Genomic DNA, 24,449 nt, shown 5'->3' with positions numbered 1-24,449 from the left:
AGATGAATGCGACCGTCCCACCTCTCGCTCGGATGCAGTTCCTCTTCATCACAGTCGGCTTAATCGCGTTGGCATCGATCGTGTCCGTAGCATTCTGGCTAGATCGTCGGTCATCCGAGCTTGCCGTACAGACCCTTGCTGCACGCGACCTGAAGACGGCGGCCGTCGTACTGCGGGAAGCCCTTCAAAGGGCGGAATCGAGCCAACGTGGTTTCCTCTATACAAACAATGAGGTTTACCTCGCGCCATTCTCGTCGGCCCGAATCGAGGCGAGGCGGGTGATCGCCGACATTCCATCCCGCGTTGAGGGCTACGAGACGCTCGAGCCCCTTATTCCGAAGCTGCGCTCAATCATCGACGACAAATTCTTGGAGATCGAGGAGACCATCGACCTCGCCCGCTCGCAGCGGTCCCGGGAGGCTCTGGACGTGGTGCTAACGAACCGCGGCAAGGCGCTGATGGACGAGTCTAACATCTACATTACCGGAGTTAGTCTGGCCGCCGACCAACGCCTGTCGACCTTGGTGGGAGAGCAAGCCCGCAATGCGGAATTGCTACGGCTTGTGTCCGTGACGGGCGCTTTGGTAGCAGTTCTTTCGGTAGGCGCGGCACTCCTGACCCTCCGGCGATACGCCGCCGAACTTGTGCGTGCCCGCGACGCGCTGAGCGCGATCAACGGCGAACTCGAGCACAAAGTTGCACTGAGGACGGCCGACCTTATAAGGCGGACCGAACAAATGCGAGAAGCCAAAGACCGCGCGGAGCTCCTAATGCGGGAGGTCTATCACCGCGTTGCGAACAGCCTCGGCATGGTGTCGGCTCTGGTGCGCTTGCAGTCAAATGCCCTGGAGGATCAGACGACCAAGGCGGTGCTGGAGGAAATCCAGTCGCGTATTCAGGCCGTGGCGATGGTTCACCAACGACTCTATCAGTCGGATGACGTCTCCGAAGTGGCACTGGACGACTACCTGCGCAGCATGCTCGAGCAGTTCCAATCGATGATGGGCCAACACAACAGGATCCGCCTCAAGTTTCAGCTCGAGCCGCTCGCGCTGAAGACCGATTCCAGCATCAACCTGGGTGTGATCGCGGCCGAGTGGGTCATGAACGCCGCTAAGTACGCCTATCCCGACCGCAGCGGCGAGGTGAGGGTTTCGCTGAGCAGGACCCCAGATGGAAAGGCTCTGCTCGCGGTCGAAGACGACGGGACCGAGAGCTGCAAGGGCGAGATCAAAGGAACTGGGCTAGGGACCCGCATTGTAAAGGCGATGGCCCGTGCAATTGACGCGACCATTGACTACGAGTACCGCCAACCCGGCTTCACTGCCCGACTTGCGTTCCCATTGAATAGCTCGTAAGCCGGGATGCCGACCAAAGTAGATCGCCTGAACAACTGTCAACGTGCTCTGCTTTACCAAAGCTAAGGCTTGAGAATACGTGAGAGCTATCGAGACTGGCTTTTCCGATCCGGTGCAGCCCTAACTCAAACGCTTCGGGTCTGATGAGGTAGCAGTTCTGTGAACACGGCCGCCGTTTCGTTTGGGTGCACGCCGAGTTTCGGTTCGGCTGTCACGAACTGCAACCGCGTCGACTGATCTGAAGGGGTAAGTGCCGCGTTGCTCCTTGAATCCACTGGACATGCTAAGTTAATCGATTTACGTGGTCACAAGCTTAGCATCGACTACAACGCGCGAGCAGAATGCATGCAAGCAGCCCGCATTTACGCTGGCAGCAAGCAACTTAGTCGGAATATTGCGAAATTGTTGGCTGCGCGACGAAGACGCCCGCTCGATCAGCAGGATCCACTATGTCAATGTGGATTGAGAACTCAACCGCGTCAGCTCAGGACATCAAGGGCACCAGCAGGCACAACCACATAAACACGGAAGTGGTGACCACGATGGCCATGTGCCAACCGCGCGGCATGAAAACGCTGTCGGATATTGGCGCCTCTTTCATAGCCTGCCCTCCTAAAACTCAGGCAAGGCTGCGCCGGATTGATTAACGAGCTGTTAACAGCTAGGACCACTTCGGATCAACGCTAGAACTGGCTTCAACAAAACCCAATGAGGCTAATTGGCAACACTCCGAAGCAGTTACTGACTAGGCGAAACGTGGTTCATCAGCCGATGTTGTTCTATTGCCGTTGGGGCGTGCTGATCTTTCCAGCACCGCCACCGTCGCAAGTGGCGTTTTGAGAACTGAACGATACTCGAATTCCGGCCGTCTTCGGCCTCAACATACGCGACCAGCTCCATATCCAGCGCGCCGAGACAATCGAGCGCTTCGGCAGAGCCCTGACCGTGCACGTGGCTCAGCTACATCGGTCTAGCACCGGACCCGGCGAGCTCTCAACAACGGAGAGACGCTGGCGGCTCCGCCTCAGATGCGGGTCACCCGGAGCCGCAGCGCATTCACGATCACGCTGAAGGAGGAGAGTGCCATGGCCGCCGCCGCAATGATCGGCGACAGGAGGAGCCCCGTCACCGGATATAGCACACCCGCCGCCACAGGTACGCCCGCCGCATTGTAGACAAAGGCGAAGAAGAGGTTCTGGCGGATGTTGGACATGGTCGCCCGGCTGAGCTTCCGGGCCTGGACGATGCCCATCAGGTCGCCGCGCAGAAGCGTCACGCCCGCGCTCTCCATGGCGACGTCGGTCCCCGTGCCCATGGCGATGCCGACATCCGCCGCCGCCAGCGCGGGCGCGTCGTTAACACCGTCGCCGGCCATGGCGACCACCTGGCCTTCGCTCCGGAAACCAGCGACGATGTTGCCCTTGTCTTCTGGCAGTACCTCGGCCTTCACCTCGTCAATTCCGAGCTTGCGGGCGACCGCTTCTGCACTGGTCCGGTTGTCGCCCGTCAGCATCACGATGCGGATGCTGGCGTCGTGCAGGGCGCGGATGGCATCCGGCGTGGTCGGCTTGATCGGGTCGGCGATCGCGAGCACGCCCGCCGGCCGTCCATCCACGGCGGCCAGGATGGCGGTGGCGCCGTCGCCGCGCAGGCGATCGGCTTCCGCCTCGATCGCCGCCGCGTCCGCCCCGGTCTCGGCCAGATAGCGCGCGTTGCCGAGCACGACGGTGCGGCCGCCGATCCGGCCGATGACGCCCTTGCCCGTCGGGCTGTCGAAGTCCTTCACCGGATCTAGCGCGAAGCCCCTCTCCTTGGCGGCCGCCACGATGGCGGCGGCGAGCGGATGCTCCGAGGCCTGCTCCAGGCTCGCGGCAAGGCGCAGCAGCTCGTCCTCGGTGAAGCCAGGCGCCGGGCGGAGGGCGGTCACCCGGGGCTTGCCTTCGGTCAACGTACCCGTCTTGTCGACGACGAGCAGGTCGACCTTTTCCATGCGCTCCAGCGCCTCGGCGTTCTTTATCAGGACGCCCGCCTGGGCGCCCCGGCCGACGCCGACCATGATCGACATCGGTGTGGCGAGCCCGAGGGCGCAGGGACAGGCGATGATCAGCACGCTGACCGCCGCGATCAGCCCGTAGGCCATCGACGGCTCCGGCCCCCACACCGCCCAGACGACGAAGGCGACGACGGCGATCAGCACCACGGCGGGCACGAACCAGGCGGACACCTGATCGGCGAGCCGCTGGATTGGTGCGCGGGAGCGCTGCGCCTTGGCGACCATCTGGACGATCTGCGACAGCATGGTATCCGCGCCGACCTTCTCGGCCTGCATCACGAAGGAGCCCTGGCCGTTGATCGTCCCGCCGATCACCTTGGCGCCGGCCGCCTTCTGGACGGGCAACGGCTCGCCGGTAACCATGGACTCGTCCACATTCGACCGCCCCTCCAGCACCTCCCCGTCGAGCGGCACCCTGTCGCCGGGGCGGACGCGGAGCCGGTCGCCGACCTGCACGTGGCCGAGCGCCACCTCCTCATCCGAACCATCCTCCCGGATGCGCCGCGCCGTGGCGGGGGCGAGGTTCAGAAGCGCCTTGATCGCGCCCGACGTCTGCTCGCGGGCGCGCAGCTCCAGCACCTGTCCGAGCAGGACCAGCACGATGATCACCGCCGCCGCCTCGAAGTAGACGGCGACCGATCCGTCGTGGTCGCGGAAGGCGGACGGGAAGACGCCGGGCACAAGGGTCGCCACCATGCTGTAGAGCCAGGCGATCCCGGTGCCCATGGCGATCAGCGTGAACATGTTGAGCGAGCGGACGACCAGCGAGTTCCAGCCGCGCACGAAGAAGGGCCAGCCCGCCCAGAGCACGACCGGCGTCGCGAGCAGCATCTGCAGCCAGTTCGAGGTCCGGCCGTCGATGATGTGGTCAAGGCCGAGGAAGTGCGCGCCCATCTCCAGCGCGACGATCGGAACCGACAGGCCGAGCCCGATCCAGAAGCGCCGCGTCATGTCGCGCAGCTCCTCGCTCGGGCCCTCCTCGCCGGTGGCGATCTCCGGTTCGAGAGCCATGCCGCAGATCGGGCAGCTGCCGGGGCCGACCTGGCGGATCTGCGGGTGCATCGGGCAGGTGTAGATCGTGCCTTCGGGCAGCGTCGTGGCGACGGGCGCGGGCTGCGGCTGCGTATAGCGCTCGGGAGCCGCCTTGAATTTTGTCTCGCAGCCGGCGGAGCAAAAGAAATAGGTCTGGCCCGCATGCTCGGCCCGATGCGTCGCCGTCGCCGGATCGACGTCCATGCCGCAGACGGGGTCCTTCACCGTGGAGGGTCCGTGCGCGTGATCATGACCCGAATGAGCATGGCCATGGTGGCCGTCGTGGGCCTGCCCGGGCCGGTGTCCGTGGGAATGCTGCATTGACATGTCCGCCTCCGGGTTGATGCTGATGATCGACCCTGGGCCTTCCAGTGACGGGAAGGTCAAGGGCCAATTTCGCTCGGATCGGGATCACGGAGATGGCCGGATCGCTGGTCAGGCATGAGGACGTGCGGATCCGCTCGCGCGCCGCGCCCGGCGAGGTGTTCGACGCCCTGGATGAGCATCGGAACCTCGCCGCGCACATGGGACGCGGCTCCCTGATGATGGGCGGCGGCGGCATGGTGACCACGATCGACGAGCGCGGCGGACGTGCCGTCGGCTCGAAGATCTCCATGGTTGGCCGCGCCTTCGGGTTTTCGCTCGGCCTCGAGGAAGTGGTGACCGAGCGCGAGCCGCCGGTGCGGAAGGTCTGGGAGACCGTCGGCTCGCCCGCTCTCGTCGTGATCGGCGGATACCGCATGGGCTTCGAGGTGACCTCCAATGGACAGGGCTCGCGGGTGCGGCTCTTCATCGATTACGACCTGCCGATCCGGAACCGCTGGCTCGGGGTTCTGTTCGGCCGCCTGTTCGCGCGTTGGTGTCTCGGCAGGATGGCGCAGGCGGTGCCCGAGCCCGTCCGTCCGCAGCCACCGGCCGACGCATGGGTCGTCCTTCTCGGCCTCGGCGTCCTGGCCATGATCATGGGGCTGGCTTTCATCCTCGTCCGCCCGTCCTTCGTCCTGCTGCCGGAGGACAGCGCCTTTACCGGGCTCACCCCGGACCAGCTCCGCACCTTCAGCCCGCAGCTGTTCGCCTGGATCGGGATGGTGTTCCGATCCTGGGGCGGCTTCGCCCTCGGCCTCGGGACGATGACGGCGGCCACGGCCGCGACCGCCTTTCGGGCCGGCGAGCGCTGGGCCTGGTGGACCCTCGCGGCGACCGGCGCGCTGACGCTCGGGACGTTCGCCGCTGTGAACGCGGCGATCGCCTCCGACTTCCTGCCCGTGATCCTGGCCGCCGCCGCGGCTTGGGTATTCGCCCTCTGGCGCGGTCGGGTCGCACTTTAGCTGCCGGTGCTCCTGCCCCGGCCGTGGCCGGCATGGCCGCCGTGGCCTCTGTGCATGACGACATGCATCAGCGGGCAGGCGAGGATCACGAGATAGGGCAGCACGCCGAGCACATGCGTCCAATGATCGATGACCGCGAGGCCGACACCAATCGCGAAGACGGTCGCGACGATCCACCCGGACGTAGTCCGGGGAACGAGGGACGCGGGCGTCATCGGGCTGCGCCCTTGTGATCGAGCAGCCACTTGCGCATCGTGGCGACCTCCGCCTCCTGCGCGGCGATCACCTCCTCGGCCAGCTTCCGGATCTCGGGATCCTGGCCGTACTCGAGCACCGTTTCCGCCATCTCGATCGCGCCCCGGTGGTGGGCGATCATGCCGCGTACGAAGTCGGCGTCGGCATCGCCCGAGTAGGCGATTGCCATTCCTGCGTGCATGCGCTCGCTGGCGATACGGTAGGCCGCCGTGGACGGCGCTGCGGGCGCGGGCATGGGCATGCCCCCGCCCATCGCCATTCCGCCGGACCCCGACCCGTCCGGCCCGGCCATCGCGCCGCCCATCATCGGCATGCCGCCGCCCATCATGGACTGCAACATTCTCATGCAGTCCATGCCCCCGGGCATTCCGGCCATTCCGGACTTGCCCGCCATGGGTGGGGGTGCCGGCATCGCAGCGCCGTCCGGCGCCGTCACCGCCGGTGCTTCGAGGGGCGCCGCGGGCGTCTCGGCAGCGGCACCCGCTCCGTCGGGGTGATGGGCCGAGTGGTCGGCGTCCTGCGCGAACACGGGCGTGGCGATCGCGAGGGTCGCGGCCGCAAGAACGCGGATCAGGGTCTTCGTCATAATGCTCTCCTGGAATTTAAGGGAACTCGGCCACGTGGGACGGCCGGGCCGCTGTCGTCAGGCCACGTCCACGTAGGCGAAGCTGGCCATCGTGCCGGCCGCCATGTGGTAGAGGTGGTGGCAGTGGAAAGCCCATCGGCCGGGGTTGTCGGTATCCACGGCGATCGTCACCGCCCGCATCGGCGGCACCAGCACCGTGTCGCGCACCGCGCCCGCGAACCGCTGGCCGTCCACGGCGACCACCTGGAGATGGTGGCCGTGCAGGTGCATGGGGTGCGCCATCATCGACATGTTCATCATGGTGATCTCGACTCGCTGGCCCTTGCGGACCGTCAGGCCGTCGATCCCCATCATCCCCCAGCGATAGGTCGCCATGTCGCCTCCGAGGTGGACCATGGCGGTCTGGTCCGGAGCGCGCTCGATGAGCGGTTTCGCCGCGCGCAGCCCCATCTCGAACTCCGCCCCGAGGACCGGTCCCGAGACGTCGCCGACGCCCGGGAGCTTCGCCACGGCGGCCCCGGCGGTGGCGAGCACGATGCCCGTCCGTTCCGGCGCGCCTTCGCGCAGCGCCAGCACCGGGAAGGCCCCGCCGCCCACCGGGATGCGGATCCGCAGGTCGATTCGCTGGCCCATGGTCGTCGGGAACCGCCGGCCGCGCACGGGAACGACGGCCTGGCCGTCCACGGCGATCAGATCGCCCTCGATCGCACCGAGGTCGATCGTGAAGGCCGTCGCTGTCGCGCCGTTGATGATCCGCAGCCGGACGACGCCCGTCTCGATCCTCACGACCTCCGGATCGTCCAGCGTCCGGTCGTTGGCGAGGTAGGCGTCGTAGGCGATGTCGTTGAAGTCCATCGCGCCCGTCCCGCCCATGGCGCCGTGGTCCATGCCGGGCATCGACATCGCGCCTATGTCCGTGGAGCCGTGGTTCATCGGAGCCATCCCGCCGTGGCCGGCCGCTCTGTCGCCGCGCTGGAGCCGGGCGAGCAGTTCGGCCGCCGGCGTGAAGGAGAAGTCGTGCAGAAGGACGACGACCTCCTGCTCGTCGGCCGCCCGGTCCTCGGCCGTGCGGACGATCAGCGGCGCGGCGAGCAGGTTCTGCTCCTGAAGCGTGTGGGCGTGCATCCAGTGGGTGCCACCGACCCCGACCGGGAAGCGGTAGCTCCGCTCCGCGCCCCCGCCGAGGATGGGCGTCGGCAGGCCGGGTACGCCGTCCTGGTCCCACGGCGGGGTGAGCCCGTGCCAGTGGATCATCGTTTCCTCGGACAGTCCGTTGCGGAGCACGACGTCGAAGTCCGTGCCGGCGTCGAGCGTCAGGCCCGGCCGCCCGTCCGGCCCGAGCAGCGAATGGACTGTCGCCGCGCGGCCGTTGACGTCGAGCGTGCGGGTGCCGATCAACAGCACGGCCGGTGCCGCGAAGGCGCGGTAGTTGGGAAGCGACAAGGTAGCGGCGCCCGCAAGCGCGGCCTTCAGAAAGTCTCTGCGGTTCATGGTGATCTCGATCCGACGAGCGCCCGTCGTCTGACGACGGCGCAGGAAAGCCCAGCCGCCGGCCGGAGCCGCGCGGCGCCTCGAGTTCAGGCAAGCGGTCTGGGAGGATCGAGCAGTGGGGCAATGTCTAGGCCGTCGGGACGGTCCGCGTCCGCAGCGGGCATGGCCGGACCAGCGGCCGGTGACACAGGGGCCATCGCCACTGGAACGGGTCCGCCCGTCACGCAACCGAGGTGCCGACAGCCGTTCGCGTCCATGCAGGTCGCGCCGCCGTCGTCGCACGGGCCATGGGCCGTCCCCGGCTTGAGAGCACCGACGTGCAGGCCGTGCCCGCAGTCGGATTCGGTCGTGCCGGTCGCCGAAACGCCGACATCGACGGCATGCGCCGGCACCGGCCCGGAAACCGGGCCGACGATCATCGCCAGGAGGGCGAGGATGATCACGGCGAAACGCACGGCGGACGACTCCTCCATTGGGGCCAGGATATTGTGGCCGGGCCAGATGATCCTTGACCCGGATCAAATGTCGGACGGATCTTGCATCGTCCGGCGCTGGCAAGGTCGAGCGGCATGAATTCGAGAGGTGAAGGGGACGCGGGCGCGTGGCTTCCCGCCTTTCGCCGCTATTTGGCGGCGACGCTCCTGCTCGACCTCGTCTGGGAGTTCGCGCAGATGCCGCTCTACGCAATATGGCGCGAGTCCTGGGGAACGGTGATCTTCGCCGGACTGCACTGCCTCGGCGGCGACCTCCTCATCGCCTCCAGCTGTCTCTGGATCTCGCTCGTTGTTCTTGCCGACGGACGATGGCCGGGCGCTCGATTCCGCCGGGTCGCCGCGGCCACTCTCGTTCTCGGGATCGGCTACACCGTCTTCAGCGAGTGGCTGAACGTCCATATCCGGCGCTCCTGGGCCTATACGGACCTGATGCCGCTGCTGCCGCCCTTCGGCACGGGTCTCGCGCCGCTCCTGCAGTGGATCGTCGTTCCCGCCGTGGCCCTGTGGGCGGCGGGCCGGAGCAGGGTGACCGATGCGCCCCGCGTCGGTGGACCATCTTGATCGGCGGCCCTGAGCGCCCGATCTTCCCGGCAAACCACCGGAGCGCCCCATGAAGTTTTCCGCCGTTCTCGCCGTCGCCCTGCTCGCCGCCCTTCCGGCCGGCGCCGCCTCGCTCGACGGCACCCACGTCCACGGCCTCGCCTGGGATCCCGCCGATCCAGGCCGCCTGCTTGTCGCCACCCATCACGGGTTGCTGGCACTGGAGGACGGCGAACTCGCAGCGGTCTCCGAGCGCCGCGACGACTTCATGGGCTTCTCCGTGCATCCCGCCGGTGGCGGCGTCTTCTTGGCGAGCGGCCATCCGGAGGGCGGCGGCAACCTCGGCGTCATCGTGAGCCGGGACGGCGGCCGGACCTGGGAGCCACTGTCTCCCGGAGCGGACGGTCCCGTCGACTTCCACCAGATGGACGTCGGCAAGGCGGACCCGGCGATCATGGTTGGCGTCTTCGGCGCGATCCAGGCGAGCCGCAACGGCGGTCGGACATGGGCGGTCACCGGACGGCCGCCGGCCCCTATGATCGGCCTCGCGCTGTCCGCCATCGATTCCGAGAAAATCTATGCGGCCACACAGGCCGGGCTGTTCGAAAGCCCGGACCTCGGCGCATCCTGGTCAAAGGCGGGCGACACGGAGGCCCCCGTGACCATGGTGACCACGACGGCCGACGGCACGGTCTGGGCCTACGACGTCCAAAATGGCCTCACCCGCAAGGTCCCCGGCGCCAACGAGTTCGCGGCGGTCGGCCCGACGCTCGCTGACGACGCCATCCTGCACCTCGCGGTCAAGGACGGCGAGATGGCTGCGGCGACCTACAACGGCGCGATGATCCGGTCGACCGATGGCGGCCGGACCTGGATCCCGCTCCTCCAGTAAGCCGCCGCGGGTCGCTCACGGCGGTGACCATCAGGTGGCCGGGCGGCCCTGGTCTGGCCGCCCGGCGCAATGTCATTTCTTGATCGTGGTCACCGTGATGGCGCCATTAACCCGGTCGGCCTCGAACGTGACCTTGTCGCCGACCTTCACCTGCTTGAGGAAGGCGGGGTCGGCGACGCGGAACACCATGGTCATGGCGTCCATGTCGAGGTTCGGGATCGGCTCGTGCTTGATCGTGATCTTCCCGGCGGATTCGTTGATCTTCTTGATCTCGCCGGAGACTGGCTCGGCGTGGGCGGTCGCAACCGAAAGCGCAGCGAGCGACAGCGCGAGGATGAGCGTCTTCATGGGTTCCGTCCTTTCTGGTGGGGGATGGGAGTGGACCGACTCAGTCGACCGTGACCGAGCCGTGCATGCCGGCGTCGCGGTGGCCTGGGATCAGGCAGGCGAAGTCGAATGTGCCGGCCTTGCTGAAGTGCCAGACAATCTCGTCGCTGGTCCCCGGCGCCAGGCGACGGCCGTTCGGATCGTCGTGCTCCATGTCCGGGTTCTTCATCATCTCGATGGCGTGCTTGTCGTTCTCCTCGCGGGTGGCGAGCACGAGCTCGTGGTCCATCTCGCCCTTGTTGACTAGCTTCAGGCGGACCGTCTCGCCGCGCTTCACGGCGACGTCGCGCGGCTCGAAGATCATCGCGCCGTCGGCGGTCTCGCCCATGGCGATCTCGATCGTGCGGTCGGCCTTTGCCGGATCGCCCGGCTCGCCGAAGGCGAACTCGTCGTCATGGGTATGACCCGTGCCGGTCGCGAAGGCGGCAGAGGTAGCAACGGCGAAGGCGGTGAAAGCAACGATCAGTCTCATGGCAACTCCCGTTTCGATCATGGGTCTGGGGCTTCCCAGCGCTGGAAGGTCAAGGGGTTTTTTCGGTCAGTGGTGGCCGGCGTGGGCCGTGGCTCCGGGCTTGACGACGCGGACCTCCGCGTCCGTCGGCTTCACCGGGTCGGCGGGCGCGAGAACCGCGTTCTGGCTCTCGCCCGTCCATTCGTAGGACACGGTCCCGGGCGGGTGCTCGTACCAGCCCGGGTCCTTGTAGTCGCCGGCGGCGAGGCCCTCGCGGACCTTCACCACCGAGAACATGCCGCCCATCTCCACGGGGCCGAACTGGGCGAAGCCCGTCATCATCGGCAGCGTGTTGTCGGGAAGCGGCATCTCCATCTCGCCCATGTCGGCCATGCCGGCGGTGCCCATGGGCATGTAGTCGGGCACCAATGCCTGGATGCGCTTGGCGATCTCGCGCTTGTCGACGCCGATATAGTTGGAGAGGTCGTGGCCCATGGCGTTCATGGTGTGATGCGACTTGTGGCAGTGGATCGCCCAGTCACCCGGCTTGTCGGCTATGAAGTCGAAGGCGCGCATCTGGCCGACTGCGCAGTCGATCGTCACCTCCGGCCAGGCCGCAGTCTCCGGCACCCAGCCGCCGTCCGTGCACGACACCTTGAAGTCGTAGCCGTGCATGTGGATCGGGTGGTTGGTCATGGTCAGGTTGCCGAAGCGGATCCGGACCTTGTCGCCCTTGGCGCAGACGAGATGATCGATGCCCGGGAAGACGCGGCTGTTCCAGGTCCAGAGATTGAAGTCGGTCATCTCCGCGACCCGGGGCACGTAGGCGCCGGGCTCAATGTCGTAGGCGCTCATCAGGAAGACGAAGTCGCGGTCGACCCGGCGGAAGGCGGGGTCCTTCGGATGCACCACGAAGAAGCCCATCATGCCCATGGCCATCTGGACCATCTCGTCAGCATGGGGGTGGTACATGAAGGTGCCGCTCTTCTGCAGCACGAACTCGTAGACGAAGGTCTTGCCCGGCTTGATGTGCGGCTGGGTGAGGCCGCCGACGCCGTCCATGCCGCAGGGCAAGAGCTGGCCGTGCCAGTGGATGGTGGTGTGCTCCGGCAGCTTGTTGGTCACGAAGATGCGGACCTTGTCGCCCTCCACCGCTTCGATGGTCGGCCCCGGCGACTGGCCGTTGTAGCCCCAGAGGTGGGCTACCATCCCGGGGGCGAACTCGCGGACGACGGGCTCAGCGACGAGATGGAACTCCTTCCAGTCGCCGTTCATGCGCCAGGGCAGCGTCCAGCCGTTGAGCGTGACCACCGGGTTGTAGTCAGGGCCGGTGGTCGGCACGAGCGGCGGCTGCATGGTGGGCTCGGCCATGGTCGGGGCCTCGGGTATCGAGGCGGCCTGGACGCGCCCGGAGACGACGCCCGCGCCGACGAGGGCGCCCGCGCCTGAGCCCCCGAGGAGGGACCTGGGGGATAGGGCCTTGGGTTCGTCCCCCCCCAGTGTCCGCCGGGGTCGGCGACGGCGCCCGCGCCGCCGGTCTCCGCCCCGGAGCGGCCGCCGCTTCCCCCGCCGCCGATCAGCGCGGCCTGGAAGTCAACCTCTGCGATGAAGAAGTCGCGCTTGGCTTCGATGGCCGCGACGTTGCTATCGATCGTCTCACGCTCCGTGTTCAGGAGGTCGAGGATGTCGATCAGCATGCCGTTGTATTCGAGGAGAGACTCCTCCTCGATCAAGTTGCGGAGCGGGATCACCCGGTTTTGGTACTGACGGGCAATGTCGTGGGTGGCCCGGTAGGCGCGGTAAGCCTCGCGCGCTTCGGATCGGACGTTGACGGCCTGCTCCACCAGGCGATTGACCGCCTGCATGTAGGTTTCCACTGCGCGGCGGCGGCCGGTCTCACCAAAGTCCCAGATCGGGATCTCGACGTGGAGCTCGAGCGAACCGGTCTCCTCCCGCTCCGTCTCGCCGTCGTCCCGCACCCATTCCGTGGTGCCCGTCCCGGTAAGTTCCAGCACCGAGAGGAAGCGTGTGGCGTTGGTAAGGCCGAGCTCCTTGGCCGTGGCGTCGAGCTCCAGCCGCGCCGCGATCAGATCGACCCGCCTGCGAACCGCATCGGCCTCGACCTCGGCGACGCTGCGGATCTTCGGCAGCTTCGGAAGGCTCGACGGCAGCTTGAAGTCGGCTGCGGCGGTTCCCCAGAGCCCCATCTGCCGCGTCAACGTCTCCCGGGCTCGGTCGGCGTCGAGCCGGGCCTTGGCGAGTTCCGCCGAGACCTCGGCGTAGAAGGCGCTCGCGCGGGCCTGGGCGCCCCTCGTCGCGGCCCCGGTCTCGCCGAGCTTGGTGGTGAGCTCCGCGGCGAGCGAGGCCGTCTGGCGCGCCCGCTCCAGGAAGCCCGCCCGCTGCCGCGCGCCGACGGCCTCGTAGAAGGCCCGCCGGGTGTCGGCGGCCGTCCGGAAGGTCGCCTCGATCGCGCGGTACTGGGCCGCCTCGAAGCTCGTGGCCGCGATCGCCCTGCGCTTCGGCCAGGTGGCGAGCTTGACGAGTCCGACCGCGAGACTGCGCTCGATGCCGAACTCCCACTCCGTCAGCGCTCGTTCGAGCGAAACGGCCGGGTTGATCGGCGGCAGCGTGGCGGCGACATAGTCCGCCTCCGAAATGCCCAGCGCGTTGTACTCCGCTTGCAGACCGCGGTTGTTGAGGAGCGCGACCTGGACGGCCGCGTCCACCGTCAGCGGCTTGGCGAGGAGCGCCTGGACGCGCTCGCCGGCGCCGAGCTCGTCGGCGGCGGACGTGATCTTGACGGTGTCCTTGCCGAGTTCGAGCGACACGCGGCTCGCCACCGGGGCCATGCCGCCGTCGGGCGTGAAGGAGGCGCAGGCGCCGAGCAGCAGCGCGGCGGCAAGGCCGGGGAAGATCCGGAAGGTCGTCGGACGGGGGATCATTCATCCCCTCCCGGCGCCACGCGCATGTTCACGTCGCCCCAAGGGCGTGGATCGACAGGGCGGTGGTCCGCGGTCCCTGACATCACCGGAACGGCAGCAACGGCGGGAACGGGGGCGAACGGATCGGCGACAGCGAGCGTCGCAGCACCTGGCGGCTCGGCGGCACAGGCGGACAGCATGGCGGCGGCTGCCACCACGATCGGAAGCTTCATGGAATCCTCGAGGGCGAGGAGGGATCGGTCGGACCGTCGTTGGAGGCGATCGGCGTCGAGGCCGGAAGGCTTCGCACGCGATCGACGGACGCGGTCATAGGGCGACGGGTGTCGGCAGGTCTCCGCCGACGGGAGGCGTCAGGCCGTTCTCGGCGGACGATCGGGCTCGACCGGCACCGAGCCCAGGAGGGCGGCCGGATCATCAACACGATGCCGCCAAGCCTCGGCGGAATGGCTCAGGACCGCACCGCAGGGAAGGTTTGCAACGACGTGGCACGCGAACGCGCAGCATGCGGATTCTGCATCGTGACCGTGTCCCGCGAGGTCCGAGCAGCCATCCGCGTCAAGACAGACGGCGTCCGCATGCGAATGCACGTGATCGCCATGGTCTGCCGAAGCGGCAGCGGTGGCGGGCTGTAAGGGATCTCCGTAGCCCGCCCAAGCGACGGACGCCACCGCGAAGAACGCGGCGACGAACCAGGTCGTCAGGAGGCGGGCGAATCCGTGCATGTACGTACCTAATGCCGAAGAAGCACGCGCGATGCAAGGGCCGACTCGTCTCGCTTCCCGAATGGAGCGGTCCCTGAAAAGGAAACACGCGGCGCTCGGAGGAATGGTTGGCCGGGTCCACCACGGGCGGCAGCATTTGGGGCATCATCAGGCTATGCGAGCCATTGTCGAGCACCTCACTATCGGAGGTGGAATTGAGGGCGGCCGCATAACGCCATCAGGTATTGGACGAAAGCCCCGAGCTGGTGCTTGCGACGTTTGCTAAGCTTGTAACAGCTGGGATTCATGACCGATAGAGAGCCGTTCTCGTAGCGAGCTCTCGATGACCAACCCGTCCAATCCGATGTCGGCCTCCTACCTCTAAGGTTCATGTGGGGACAGACCTGCGCCGGCCCGAAGATGGCGCTGACTACAGTCTCGCTCTAGCCGTGAGGAACGCCCGCACAGTGCGATCGCCTTCAAGCCTCCGATCACCTGCCGAGATTGATAACGGCAATAGACCTCAGTAGACGTGTGGGGCCCAGATTGGGGCCGCAAGAGCCCCCTTCCGGAAAGGCCTTTATTCGCAATATGTTAGCAAGGGGAGTTGGTGGAGCCAAGGGGAGTCGAACCCCTGACCTCTTGAATGCCATTCAAGCGCTCTCCCAACTGAGCTATGGCCCCACACGAGGTCGCCGGCTTTCGCCGGTGAAATGTCCGCCGTTCGGGGTTTCCGAAGCGGCGCCGGCTTGGGTCCGGCTCGACGCGGCCGGATATACGGGGCATCCGACCGGCGATCAAGTTCTTTTTTCCATGCCTCGCCAACTTCCACGCCGCCGCCCGGCAAAGGCTTGGCCTATAAAGCGGAAACCCCGCCGCGGCGAGGCCGGGCGGGGTTTCTGGAAACAGCCGGCCGGCGCACGGCCGGTCGGCGAAGGGCAGGGCGCCTCAGCGCTCCTCCTCGTCCTCCACGTCGCCGATGATGTCGGAGACGTCGCCTTCGTCGTCTTCCTCTTCCTCCAGGAACGTGTCTTCCACGTCCGCGTCGTCGTCGATGTCGGCCTCTTCGATGTCGGGCACGTCGTCGCCGTCAGCGTCCTCGGCATCTTCCAGCGGCACGAACTCCGGCGCCACCACGTCGTCCTCTTCGTCCTCTTCGTCCTCTTCCTGCACGGCGGCCGCGGGGCGGGCCTTCAGCGCGAGATGCGGATCGAACGGTGCGCCGCAGCGCGGGCACAGGATCGGATTGCGGTTCAGGTCGTAGTACTTGGCGCCGCAGTTGGGGCAGAGGCGCTTGATCCCAAGCTCGGGTTTCGCCACGGGTCCACCTCGTCATCAATGGGTGTAGAAGGACGGGAATTCGGGCACCGGACATAGACGTGAAGCCCGGCCCTGTCAAAGGTGAAATCTCTGGCCGATTCCAGCCGCCGTGCGGCCCGCCGCCACCATGGCGCGCCGGCTTGGCCTGTGCTAGATGCGGCCCCACCGAAGCGACGCCCTCCGGCGGCCACGCAGCGCGCCGCGCGGCGCGACCGGCCGCCCTGAAAACCCGGAGTGACCCGATGGGTTCCCATGCCTCCCGCAGCCGTCCCCTTGCCGCCGGAAAGAGCGGCCCGTTGCAGGGGCGCGTCCGCGTGCCCGGCGACAAGTCGATCTCCCACCGCTCGCTGATGCTGGGTGCCCTGGCCCTCGGCGAGACCACGATCGAGGGGCTTCTGGAAGCCGAGGACGTCCTCAACACCGCCGCCGCCATGCGCGCCCTCGGGGCAACCGTCGTCAAGGGCGCCGACGGCGTCTGGCGCGTCAACGGCCTCGGCGTCGGCGGACTGCTGGAGCCCACCGGCGTGATCGACTTCGGCAACGCCGGAACCGGCGTCCGCCTGACCATGGGCCTCGTCGCCGCCCAGCCGATCGCCGTCACCTTCACCGGCGACGCCTCGCTGGTGAAGCGGCCGATGGGCCGCGTGCTTAACCCCCTGCGCGACATGGGCGTCGAGGTGATCGCCCGCTCCGGTGACCGGCTGCCCCTCACCATGCGCGGCGCGGCGACGCCGGTGCCCGTCACCTACCGCGTTCCGATGGCCTCCGCACAGGTGAAGTCCGCCGTGCTGCTCGCCGGCCTCGGCACCCCCGGCGTCACCACCGTGGTCGAACCGGTCTTCACCCGCGATCACACCGAGCGCATGCTGGCCGGCTTCGGCGCCGCCATCGACATCGCCACCGACGCTGCCGGCGTGCGCACGATCCGCCTGGAAGGTCGGCCGGAGCTGAAGCCCCAGGCCGTCACCGTGCCCTCCGATCCCTCCTCGGCCGCCTTCCCGATCGTCGCCGCAACCGTCGTCCCCGGCTCTGACATCATCGTGGAGGGCGTGCTGATGAACCCGGCGCGCATCGGCCTGATCGAGACGCTGCTGGAGATGGGTGCTTCCATCGAGGTGGTCGCCGAACGCGAGACGGGGGGCGAGCGCCTCGCCGACCTCCGCGTCCGTCATGCCGAACTGAAAGGCGTCGACGTCCCTGCCGTCCGGGCGCCGTCGATGATCGACGAATACCCGATCCTCGCCGTCGCCGCGGCGGTCGCCGAGGGCGAGACGCGGATGAACGGCCTGGAGGAGATGCGCGTGAAGGAATCGGACCGCCTCTCCGCTGTCGCCAACGGCCTGAAGGTCAACGGCGTCGACTGCTCCGAGGGACACGACTGGCTGGTCGTGCGCGGCGGCCCGGTGCCGGGCGGCGGGCTGGTCACCACCCACCTCGACCATCGCATCGCCATGAGCTTCCTGATCCTCGGCTTCGTCGCCAACACGGCGGTTGCGGTCGACGACGCCGCGATGATCGCCACGTCCTTCCCCACCTTCGAAAACCTGATGACCGGCCTCGGCGCGGCCTTCCAGGAGCCGGAGCACCGCGCCGCCTGACCCGGCGGCCGGTCGGGAGCCCTCAGGCCAGCGCTGTCGCCCGCACCCGGTCCCGCGCGGCGGCCTTGGCGATAGCGCGGGCGGCCCGCTCCGCCGCAAAGGCGAGGGCGACGCCGGCCAGCACATCGGCGAGATAGTGCGATCCCTCGATCACGGTCGAGAACAACATCAGCGCGTTGATCGCCACGAAGGGCCAGCGCAGCACCGGCAGGACCAGGCCTGCGCGCATCAGCAGCACCGCCGAAGCCGCGTGAAGGCTGGGCATGCAGATCAATCCTTCGGTGCCGAGCCCGACCAGCGTGCGGATCGATCCGTCGCGCAGTCCTTCGAACACGGCCACATGCTGCGTGCCGGTGGCGGTCTTGAGGGCGAGCCCCAGCGCCTCGATGTTGTAGTGGAGCGGAGGGCCCACGGCCGGCACCACGGCCGAGGCGGCCACGGTCGAAAGGGCCGCCAGCGCGAAGGCCAGGAGAAACAGTCTCAGCTCCAGGTGCCGGCCGAAGAAGCCGAGGGCGAGCGTCATCACCGCGATCTGCGGCAGCATCGAGCCGTAGGGCACCGAGAACAGCGGCTGCAGCGCGCTCCACCGGTCCATCACCTGGAACAGCCACACCCAGTCGAAGCCCAACGCGGCGTCGATCGCGGCGAAGACGTCGTCCTGGAGCGGCAGGCCCGCGGATGCCGCGATGTAGGAGAGTGGCGCGCCCGCCGCGGTGAACGCCACCAGCTGCGCCGTCCCCATGCAGGCGGTCGCCAGCCGCTCGTCGGGGCGCCACCGGCCGTACACCACCGCGCCGGTCAGCGCCGCCGCCGTCGCCAGTGCCGGAATACCGAAGGTCGTCCACTCCACCCGGAAGCCTAGCGCGGCGCCGAGCACGACGTCGAGCGCGATCACCGCCGCGATCAGCGCAGAGATGGCCGCGTCCAGGCGTCGGATCACGCGGGCATCCTGGTCGGTGCGATAGGTCATGGGCGCGGCGGGTCTCGTCCGTTGCGGGGTTGAGGCGGCAGCCTACCCGCGACCCGCTTAACATCGGCTTGCCGCCGCCCGCCCCGCTTGCCGCCCGCCCACCCCGGTGCTAGGTCCCTGCCGAACGGCATACCGACGCGGGACCAGCGCCTCATGATCATCGCCATCGACGGGCCGGCGGCCGCCGGCAAGGGCACCCTCGCCGAGCGCCTCGCCGCCCACTACGGTCTGCCGTATCTCGACACCGGGCTGCTCTACCGCGCCATCGGCCGCCTCGCCCACGACCGCGGCATCGACCTCGACGACGCCGCCGCGACCGGCGCCATCGCCCGCGCCCTGACGTCCGGCGACCTCGCGCGCGACGACCTGCGCGGCCGGGAGGCCGGCGAACTCGCTTCCCGCGTTGCCGTCCACCCGCCGGTCCGCGCCGCGCTCGTCGACTTCCAGCGCGACTTCGCGGCCCGCCCCGGCGGCGCCGTCCTCGATGGCCGCGACATCGGCACCGTCATCTGCCCCGGGGCCGACGTGAAGCTCTTCGTCACCGCCTCGGCGGAAGTCCGCGCCCGCCGCCGCACCGACGAGCTCGCCGCCAAGGGCCGCGACGTCGACTACGCCCGCATCCTCGCCGAGGTCCGCGAGCGCGACGAGCGCGACAGCACCCGCGCCACCGCGCCGCTCCGGCCGGCCGCGGACGCCGTCATCATCGACACCTCCGGCCTAGACCGCGACGGCGCCTTCGCCGCCGCCGTCGCCGCGATCGACGCCCGGCGCTGAAACCGCGCGGATCCGTTCATCAAGCCGTCCGTTCGCGCCGGTTCGCGCCGTTTCGCCTTGCTCCGCGGGCGCTCTTCGCCTATATGAGCGCGTCGCGTGGGCGGTCTCCGTCCGCGCGGCTCCATGGAAAAGCCTGGGTAGTCCCGCCGATCTCTCGCGTCGGCACCCGCCTCTTCGGCGGTCGTCCGGCCATATCGGCCGGCATCGGTGGGATCGCCCGAACGCCAACACGAACCCAGCCGACGCGGCCGGTCATCCGGCATCAGGAGTTTCAATGTCCGCTATCAATCCCTCCCGTGAGGATTTCGCCGCCCTTCTCGCCGAGAGCCTGACCGCCTCGGACGTCATCGAAGGTGCCGTGGTCAAGGGCACCGTCGTCGCCATCGAGAAGGACCTCGCGGTCATCGACGTCGGCCTGAAGGTCGAGGGTCGCGTTCCCCTCAAGGAATTCGGCGCCCGCGCCCGCGACGGCGAGCTGAAGCCCGGCGACATCGTCGAGGTCTACCTGGAGCGCATCGAGAACGCGCTCGGCGAGGCCGTCCTCTCCCGTGACAAGGCCCGCCGCGAAGAGAGCTGGGTCCGCCTGGAAGTCGCCTTCGAAAAGGGCGAGAAGGTCATCGGGCACATCTTCAACCAGGTCAAGGGCGGCTTCACCGTCGATCTCGACGGCGCCACCGCCTTCCTGCCGCGTTCCCAGGTCGACATCCGCCCCGTGCGCGACGTCGCCCCGCTGATGCACTCGCCGCAGCCGTTCCAGATCCTCAAGATGGACAAGCGCCGCGGCAACATCGTCGTCTCGCGCCGCGTCGTGCTTGAAGAGACCCGCGCCGAGCAGCGCTCCGAGCTCGTCCAGAGCCTCGAAGAGGGCCAGGTCGTCGAGGGTGTGGTCAAGAACATCACCGACTACGGCGCCTTCGTCGACCTCGGTGGCATCGACGGCCTCCTGCACGTCACGGACATCGCCTGGCGCCGCATCAACCACCCGACCGAAGTGCTCAACATCGGCCAGCAGGTGCGCGTCCAGATCATCCGCGTCAACCAGGAAACCCACCGCATCTCGCTGGGCATGAAGCAGCTCGAGGCCGATCCCTGGGACGGCATCGAGGCCAAGTACCCGGTCGGCGTCAAGTTCCATGGCCGCGTGACCAACATCACCGACTACGGCGCGTTCGTCGAACTGGAGCCGGGCATCGAAGGCCTGATCCACGTCTCCGAGATGTCCTGGACCAAGAAGAACGTCCACCCGGGCAAGATCGTGTCCACCTCGCAGGAGGTCGACGTGATGGTGCTCGAGGTCGATCCGGTCAAGCGCCGCATCTCGCTCGGCCTCAAGCAGACCCTGCAGAACCCCTGGGAGGCCTTCGTCGAGAAGTATCCCACCGGTTCCGTGGTCGAGGGCGAGGTCAAGAACAAGACCGAGTTCGGTCTGTTCATCGGCCTCGACGGCGACGTCGACGGCATGGTCCACCTCTCCGACCTCGACTGGAACCGTCCGGGCGAACAGGTCATCGAGGAGTTCCAGAAGGGCGACGTGGTCAAGGCGGCCGTGCTCGACGTCGACGTCGAGAAGGAGCGCATCAGCCTCGGCATCAAGCAGCTCGGCAACGACCCGATGGAGAGCGCCGGCGAGATCCGCCGCAACTCCGTGGTCACCACCGAGATCCTTGAAGTCAAGGAAGGCGGCCTCGAGGTCAAGATCGTCGACACCGACATGACGGCCTTCATCCGTCGTGCCGACCTGTCGCGCGATCGCTCCGAGCAGCGTCCGGACCGCTTCGCCGTCGGCGAGAAGGTGGACGCCCGCGTCACCCAGTTCGACCGCAAGACCCGCAAGATCGGTCTCTCCATCAAGGCGCTCGAGATCGCCGAGGAGAAGGAGGCCGTGGCCCAGTTCGGTTCGTCCGACTCGGGTGCCTCGCTCGGCGACATCCTCGGCGCGGCCCTGAAGGCCCGTCAGGACGGCGACGAGTGATCGGCCGGGCGCTGTCCGCAGCGCCCGTCTTCGCAGGATCGGGAAAGGGTCCGCCGCAAGGCGGGCCCTTTTTCTTTGCGCATCGGCGGTCGGCCCTGCGCCGGCGTCGCCTTGATGACCCGCGGCCTCGCCCGCTCGCCCCACCTGCTCCGCGGGGCAGTCCCGTCGAACGGTTGGCTCAAGTAACGCCCGTCACGGACGTTAATCATAACTTTTCATCTTAATAATCGGCAATTTAGGACAAAGCAGAAAGCCCGCTTGAGCCCCGACGGGCTCTCGTGTTTGATGATCTCCATCGGCGGCGGATTTCAAGCCTTCGAGCTGAAGCGAAACTGATACTGACTTGAAATACCAAGACATCGAGATCGTTTGATCCGGGTCGGAATATTTAGGCTCTGTTTTTCGTTGAATTCATCGGGTGTTGTTTTCAAGGACACGAACCCTCCGGGTTCGCGTGAGCGACCGATATTGCCGGTCATTCACGATCCGAATTTAATCACGAAAGCATACTGCGGACCGTTTTGCGTGGACTGACAGACATTGCCGAGCATTCATACTTGACGCGGGTGGGACGAGGAAGGATACTCTCCGAAGTCCCACCCGCACTCGGTTTGGGATACTAGACTGGCTTCTTGATCGAAGCTGGCCGGCTCTCTCGACGACATCGCGCAGAGCCTGAACAGGGGCGTCGCTTCGCGCGGCGCCCTTTCTCTATTACCTCTACCTCTACCTCTACCTCTACCTCTACCTCTGCCTCTACCGCTCGACCCCCGACCGTCATGGTCCGCGCAGGCGGACCACCCACGCCGCCGTCCCGCCGCTCCCCCCTTCCGCCGTCATGGTCCGCGCAGGCGGACCACCCACGCCGTCGTCCCGCCGGTCCCCCTTCCCGCCGTCATGGTCCGCGAAGGCGGACCACCCACGCCGTCGTCCCGCCGCTCCCCCTTCCGCCGTCATGGTCCGCGCAGGCGGACCACCCACGCCATCGTCCTGCTTCCAACCCCTTCCCGCCGTCATGGTCCGCCTTCGCGGACCATGACGGATATTGAACTGCCGAACCCCATCTGCCGACCCCATCGCCGTGCCCCTCACCCCCAGCCCACCCCCACCCATTTGCGGGCGCCGCTCGGTATCCTGCCCACCGACAGTGCGCCGTCCTGACCAAGGCGTGGGTGGTCCGCCTTCGCGGACCATGACCGGGAATGCCGACCCCCGACAGTCGAAGCCCGACCGCCCTGCCTCCCACTCCCTCCCCCTTCGCGCCGTCCGGCCGCGCCCTTTCCCTGGCGCGCGGCTCTCTCCCCGGTGTATACCCACCCCGAGAAGAGACCGGAGGCCCGTGATGTCCCTTGACGCCGACGCGATCGTCGATCGCCGCCGCATCCGCCGCAAGCTTGCCTTCTGGCGCATTGCCGCCTTCCTGCTCGCCGTCCTGGCCGTGCTCGGCGCGATCGCCTACGCCGGCGGCTTCAGCGATCTCGGCCGGTCTTCTCCCCACATCGCCCGCATCACCGTCGACGGCGTCATCATGGAGGACCGGCAGGTCACAGAGATGATCGAGCGCATCGGAGACAGCGACTGGGTGGAAGGCGTGATCGTCGCCATCGACAGCCCCGGGGGCTCCACCACCGGCGGCGAGGCGCTCTACGATTCCCTCCGCAAGCTCGCCGAGAAGAAGCCCACCGTGGCCACTATCGGTACGCTCGCTGCCTCCGCCGGCTACATGACCGCCATCGCCGCCGACCACATCGTCGCCGGCCGTACCTCGATCACCGGCTCGATCGGCGTCTATTTCCAGTACGGCAGCGTGGTGGGCCTGCTCGACAAGATCGGCGTCGAGGTCAAGACGGTGAAGTCGGCGCCGCTCAAGGCCGAGCCTTCGCCCTTCACCGAGCCGGAGGTTCCCGGCGCCCGCGAGATGATCGGCCGGCTCGTAGACGACACCTACCAGTGGTTCGTCGACATCGTCGCAGAACGCCGGGGCCTTGATCGCGCCGAGGCGCTCCGTCTGGCCGACGGGTCCATCTTCAGCGGCCGCCAGGCGCTCGGCCTCAAGCTCGTCGACGAGATCGGCGGCGAGACCGAGGCCGTGGCATGGCTGGAGAAGGAGCGCGGCGTCACCGCCGACCTGCCTGTCGAGGACTGGAAGCCCCGCTCGGCGACGGATCGGCTCGGTCTCGGCTCGCGTGCCGTGCTGGCTGCCGGTCGCGCCGTCGGTCTCGATCTCTCCTTCCTCGTCACGGTCCCGACGCTTGACGGTCTGGTCTCCGTTTGGCACCCTCAACTATCGGACACGGAATAGGAATTGGCGGAGAGCAAGGGCCGGGCCTGCGAGCGGGTTCGGTTCGGTGGGCAGCTGCTCCAAGACCCGGAGCGGCTTGTCCCAAGCGCCGGACGGCAGGGCGCCATGCATCTCCGTTGCGGCGGTCCGACACCAGGGGGGCCCGATGATCAAGTCAGAACTCGTCAGCCGGATCGCGACGCAGAATCCGCATCTCTACCAGCGCGACGTCGAGAACATCGTCAACACGATCCTCGACAAGGTCGTCGAGGCGCTTGCCAACGGCGACCGGGTGGAACTGCGCGGTTTCGGCGCCTTTTCCGTCAAGAGCCGGCCGGCCCGCGTCGGTCGCAATCCGCGCACCGGGGAAAAGGTCGAGGTTGACGAGAAGTCCGTCCCGTTCTTCAAGACGGGCAAGGAAATGCGGGAGCGGCTGAACGGCGGCTGATGCGGGCCGGCGGTCGCCGGGGCTGCAACGACCGGCACCCGACCTGCGTTGTGGTGCATCGTCCGGAACGCCCGCTGCGCCGGACACCATGCCCGGCAGGTCAGACTGGCCGGACCTGTCGGCGGACCGGCCGCTTGGCTCGGTAGAGGAGAGACGCGCTTGAGAACCCTCGTGTGGCTGCTGATCGGCGCTCCCGTCGCGCTGGTGATCGTGGCGTTGGCCCTGGTCAACAACCAGTCGGTGACGATCGTGCTCGATCCCTTCACGCCGGCGACGCCCTTCCTCTCCCTGTCGGTGCCCCTCTACGTGGTCTTCTTCGCCGCCCTCTGGGTGGGGGCGCTGCTCGGTGGCGTGGCGGTCTGGGCCAACCAGCATCGCTTCCGTCGCGCCGCCCGCGTCAATCGTCGCGAAGCCCGCCGCTGGCAGGGTGAGGCCGAGCGCCTCAAGGAAGAGGTCCATCCCGCCGGACCCGCCGGCGTTCCCGCCAGTCTCGGGCTGCCGGCGCCTCGCCGCCTCTGATCTTGAACGTTTCCTCCGGCCGCGGGGATTGCCGGCCACCGGGCGGACCGGAACAAC

The 24,449-nt window shown here is 67.7% G+C and carries 22 protein-coding genes and 1 tRNA gene; 10 read left to right on the top strand and 13 right to left on the bottom strand.

Going from position 1 to position 24,449, the window contains the following annotated elements:
• The first annotated feature begins 2 nt into the window (after nt 1-2).
• Nucleotides 3-1,358 carry a sensor histidine kinase gene (locus HZ321_RS05135; RefSeq protein ID WP_181700847.1) on the top strand — a complete coding sequence of 452 codons (1,356 nt, stop codon included), beginning with the start codon at nt 3-5 and terminating at the stop codon, nt 1,356-1,358.
• Between the two features lie 1,024 nt (nt 1,359-2,382).
• Here the strand turns inward: HZ321_RS05135 and HZ321_RS05130 are convergent.
• Entirely contained in the window at nt 2,383-4,770 is a 2,388-nt protein-coding gene (locus HZ321_RS05130) for a heavy metal translocating P-type ATPase (RefSeq protein WP_244635576.1), read from the bottom strand.
• Nucleotides 4,771-4,862: 92 nt separating this feature from the next.
• Between HZ321_RS05130 and HZ321_RS05125 the strand changes: the two genes are divergently transcribed.
• Nucleotides 4,863-5,771, top strand: a complete 909-nt coding sequence (locus HZ321_RS05125; RefSeq protein WP_181700845.1) for an SRPBCC family protein — start codon at nt 4,863-4,865, stop codon at nt 5,769-5,771.
• On the opposite strand, the gene HZ321_RS05120 is transcribed toward HZ321_RS05125, so the two are convergent.
• The 4 genes from HZ321_RS05120 to HZ321_RS05105 form a co-directional block, all read right to left on the bottom strand.
• Nucleotides 5,768-5,986, bottom strand: coding sequence for a DUF2933 domain-containing protein (locus HZ321_RS05120; RefSeq protein ID WP_181700843.1), 219 nt, complete (start codon nt 5,984-5,986; stop codon nt 5,768-5,770). The genes HZ321_RS05125 and HZ321_RS05120 overlap by 4 nt on opposite strands.
• Nucleotides 5,983-6,612, bottom strand: a complete 630-nt coding sequence (gene copM, locus HZ321_RS21995) for a CopM family metallochaperone (protein ID WP_425305372.1) — start codon at nt 6,610-6,612, stop codon at nt 5,983-5,985. Before copM ends, HZ321_RS05120 begins: the two co-directional genes overlap by 4 nt.
• Nucleotides 6,613-6,669: 57 nt before the next feature.
• Nucleotides 6,670-8,103, bottom strand: coding sequence for a multicopper oxidase family protein (locus tag HZ321_RS05110; protein WP_181700840.1), 1,434 nt, complete (start codon nt 8,101-8,103; stop codon nt 6,670-6,672).
• Nucleotides 8,104-8,189: 86 nt separating this feature from the next.
• Nucleotides 8,190-8,558: a hypothetical protein gene (locus HZ321_RS05105; RefSeq protein WP_181700837.1), complete on the bottom strand. Its 369-nt coding sequence runs from the start codon at nt 8,556-8,558 to the stop codon at nt 8,190-8,192.
• Between the two features lie 114 nt (nt 8,559-8,672).
• Between HZ321_RS05105 and HZ321_RS05100 the strand changes: the two genes are divergently transcribed.
• Nucleotides 8,673-9,158 (top strand): hypothetical protein, encoded by a 486-nt coding sequence (locus HZ321_RS05100; RefSeq protein ID WP_181700835.1) that lies wholly within the window; start codon nt 8,673-8,675, stop codon nt 9,156-9,158.
• Between the two features lie 49 nt (nt 9,159-9,207).
• A complete protein-coding gene (locus HZ321_RS05095) occupies nt 9,208-10,029 on the top strand; it encodes a WD40/YVTN/BNR-like repeat-containing protein (RefSeq protein ID WP_181700834.1) in 822 nt (273 codons plus the stop codon).
• Nucleotides 10,030-10,101: 72 nt separating this feature from the next.
• Here the strand turns inward: HZ321_RS05095 and HZ321_RS05090 are convergent, their stop codons facing one another.
• From HZ321_RS05090 to HZ321_RS05060, 7 genes are all read right to left on the bottom strand, one after another.
• On the bottom strand, nt 10,102-10,377 hold the full coding sequence (locus HZ321_RS05090) for a copper-binding protein (protein ID WP_181700832.1): 276 nt from the start codon (nt 10,375-10,377) through the stop codon (nt 10,102-10,104).
• A gap of 40 nt (nt 10,378-10,417) precedes the next feature.
• Entirely contained in the window at nt 10,418-10,888 is a 471-nt protein-coding gene (locus HZ321_RS05085) for a cupredoxin domain-containing protein (RefSeq protein ID WP_244635575.1), read from the bottom strand.
• A 66-nt stretch (nt 10,889-10,954) separates the two neighbouring features.
• Entirely contained in the window at nt 10,955-12,238 is a 1,284-nt protein-coding gene (locus HZ321_RS05080) for a multicopper oxidase family protein (protein ID WP_244635574.1), read from the bottom strand.
• A complete protein-coding gene (locus HZ321_RS05075) occupies nt 12,139-13,809 on the bottom strand; it encodes a TolC family protein (protein ID WP_244635573.1) in 1,671 nt (556 codons plus the stop codon). Before HZ321_RS05075 ends, HZ321_RS05080 begins: the two co-directional genes overlap by 100 nt.
• A complete protein-coding gene (locus tag HZ321_RS05070; protein WP_181700826.1) occupies nt 13,806-14,021 on the bottom strand; it encodes a hypothetical protein in 216 nt (71 codons plus the stop codon). Before HZ321_RS05070 ends, HZ321_RS05075 begins: the two co-directional genes overlap by 4 nt.
• 1,097 nt (nt 14,022-15,118) lie before the next feature.
• Nucleotides 15,119-15,194, bottom strand: a tRNA-Ala gene (locus tag HZ321_RS05065).
• Between the two features lie 264 nt (nt 15,195-15,458).
• A complete protein-coding gene (locus HZ321_RS05060; protein ID WP_181700823.1) occupies nt 15,459-15,830 on the bottom strand; it encodes a TIGR02300 family protein in 372 nt (123 codons plus the stop codon).
• A gap of 242 nt (nt 15,831-16,072) precedes the next feature.
• Here HZ321_RS05060 and aroA point away from each other — a divergent pair, with 242 nt between their 5' ends.
• On the top strand, nt 16,073-17,428 hold the full coding sequence (gene aroA, locus HZ321_RS05055) for a 3-phosphoshikimate 1-carboxyvinyltransferase (protein WP_181700821.1): 1,356 nt from the start codon (nt 16,073-16,075) through the stop codon (nt 17,426-17,428).
• Nucleotides 17,429-17,450: 22 nt separating this feature from the next.
• Here aroA and HZ321_RS05050 read toward each other — a convergent pair whose 3' ends face one another.
• Nucleotides 17,451-18,398 carry a phosphatase PAP2 family protein gene (locus tag HZ321_RS05050; protein ID WP_181700819.1) on the bottom strand — a complete coding sequence of 316 codons (948 nt, stop codon included), beginning with the start codon at nt 18,396-18,398 and terminating at the stop codon, nt 17,451-17,453.
• 153 nt (nt 18,399-18,551) lie between these two features.
• Here HZ321_RS05050 and cmk point away from each other — a divergent pair, with 153 nt between their 5' ends.
• The 5 genes from cmk (at nt 18,552) to HZ321_RS05025 (ending at nt 24,392) form a co-directional block, all read left to right on the top strand.
• On the top strand, nt 18,552-19,172 hold the full coding sequence (gene cmk / locus HZ321_RS05045; protein ID WP_181700818.1) for a (d)CMP kinase: 621 nt from the start codon (nt 18,552-18,554) through the stop codon (nt 19,170-19,172).
• Between the two features lie 274 nt (nt 19,173-19,446).
• Nucleotides 19,447-21,144 (top strand): 30S ribosomal protein S1, encoded by a 1,698-nt coding sequence (gene rpsA / locus HZ321_RS05040; RefSeq protein ID WP_181700816.1) that lies wholly within the window; start codon nt 19,447-19,449, stop codon nt 21,142-21,144.
• 1,342 nt (nt 21,145-22,486) lie between these two features.
• Nucleotides 22,487-23,446, top strand: coding sequence for a signal peptide peptidase SppA (gene sppA, locus HZ321_RS05035; protein WP_181700814.1), 960 nt, complete (start codon nt 22,487-22,489; stop codon nt 23,444-23,446).
• Between the two features lie 145 nt (nt 23,447-23,591).
• Nucleotides 23,592-23,873: an integration host factor subunit beta gene (gene ihfB / locus HZ321_RS05030; protein ID WP_181700812.1), complete on the top strand. Its 282-nt coding sequence runs from the start codon at nt 23,592-23,594 to the stop codon at nt 23,871-23,873.
• 159 nt (nt 23,874-24,032) lie between these two features.
• Nucleotides 24,033-24,392 (top strand): LapA family protein, encoded by a 360-nt coding sequence (locus HZ321_RS05025; protein WP_181700805.1) that lies wholly within the window; start codon nt 24,033-24,035, stop codon nt 24,390-24,392.
• Nucleotides 24,393-24,449: the final 57 nt, after the last annotated feature.

The organism is Chthonobacter albigriseus (assembly GCF_013839445.1).
Classification (GTDB): Bacteria; Pseudomonadota; Alphaproteobacteria; order Rhizobiales; family Pleomorphomonadaceae; genus Chthonobacter; species Chthonobacter albigriseus.
Note: the sequence above shows the minus strand (reverse complement) of the source record. Positions and strands in the feature narration are given on the sequence as shown.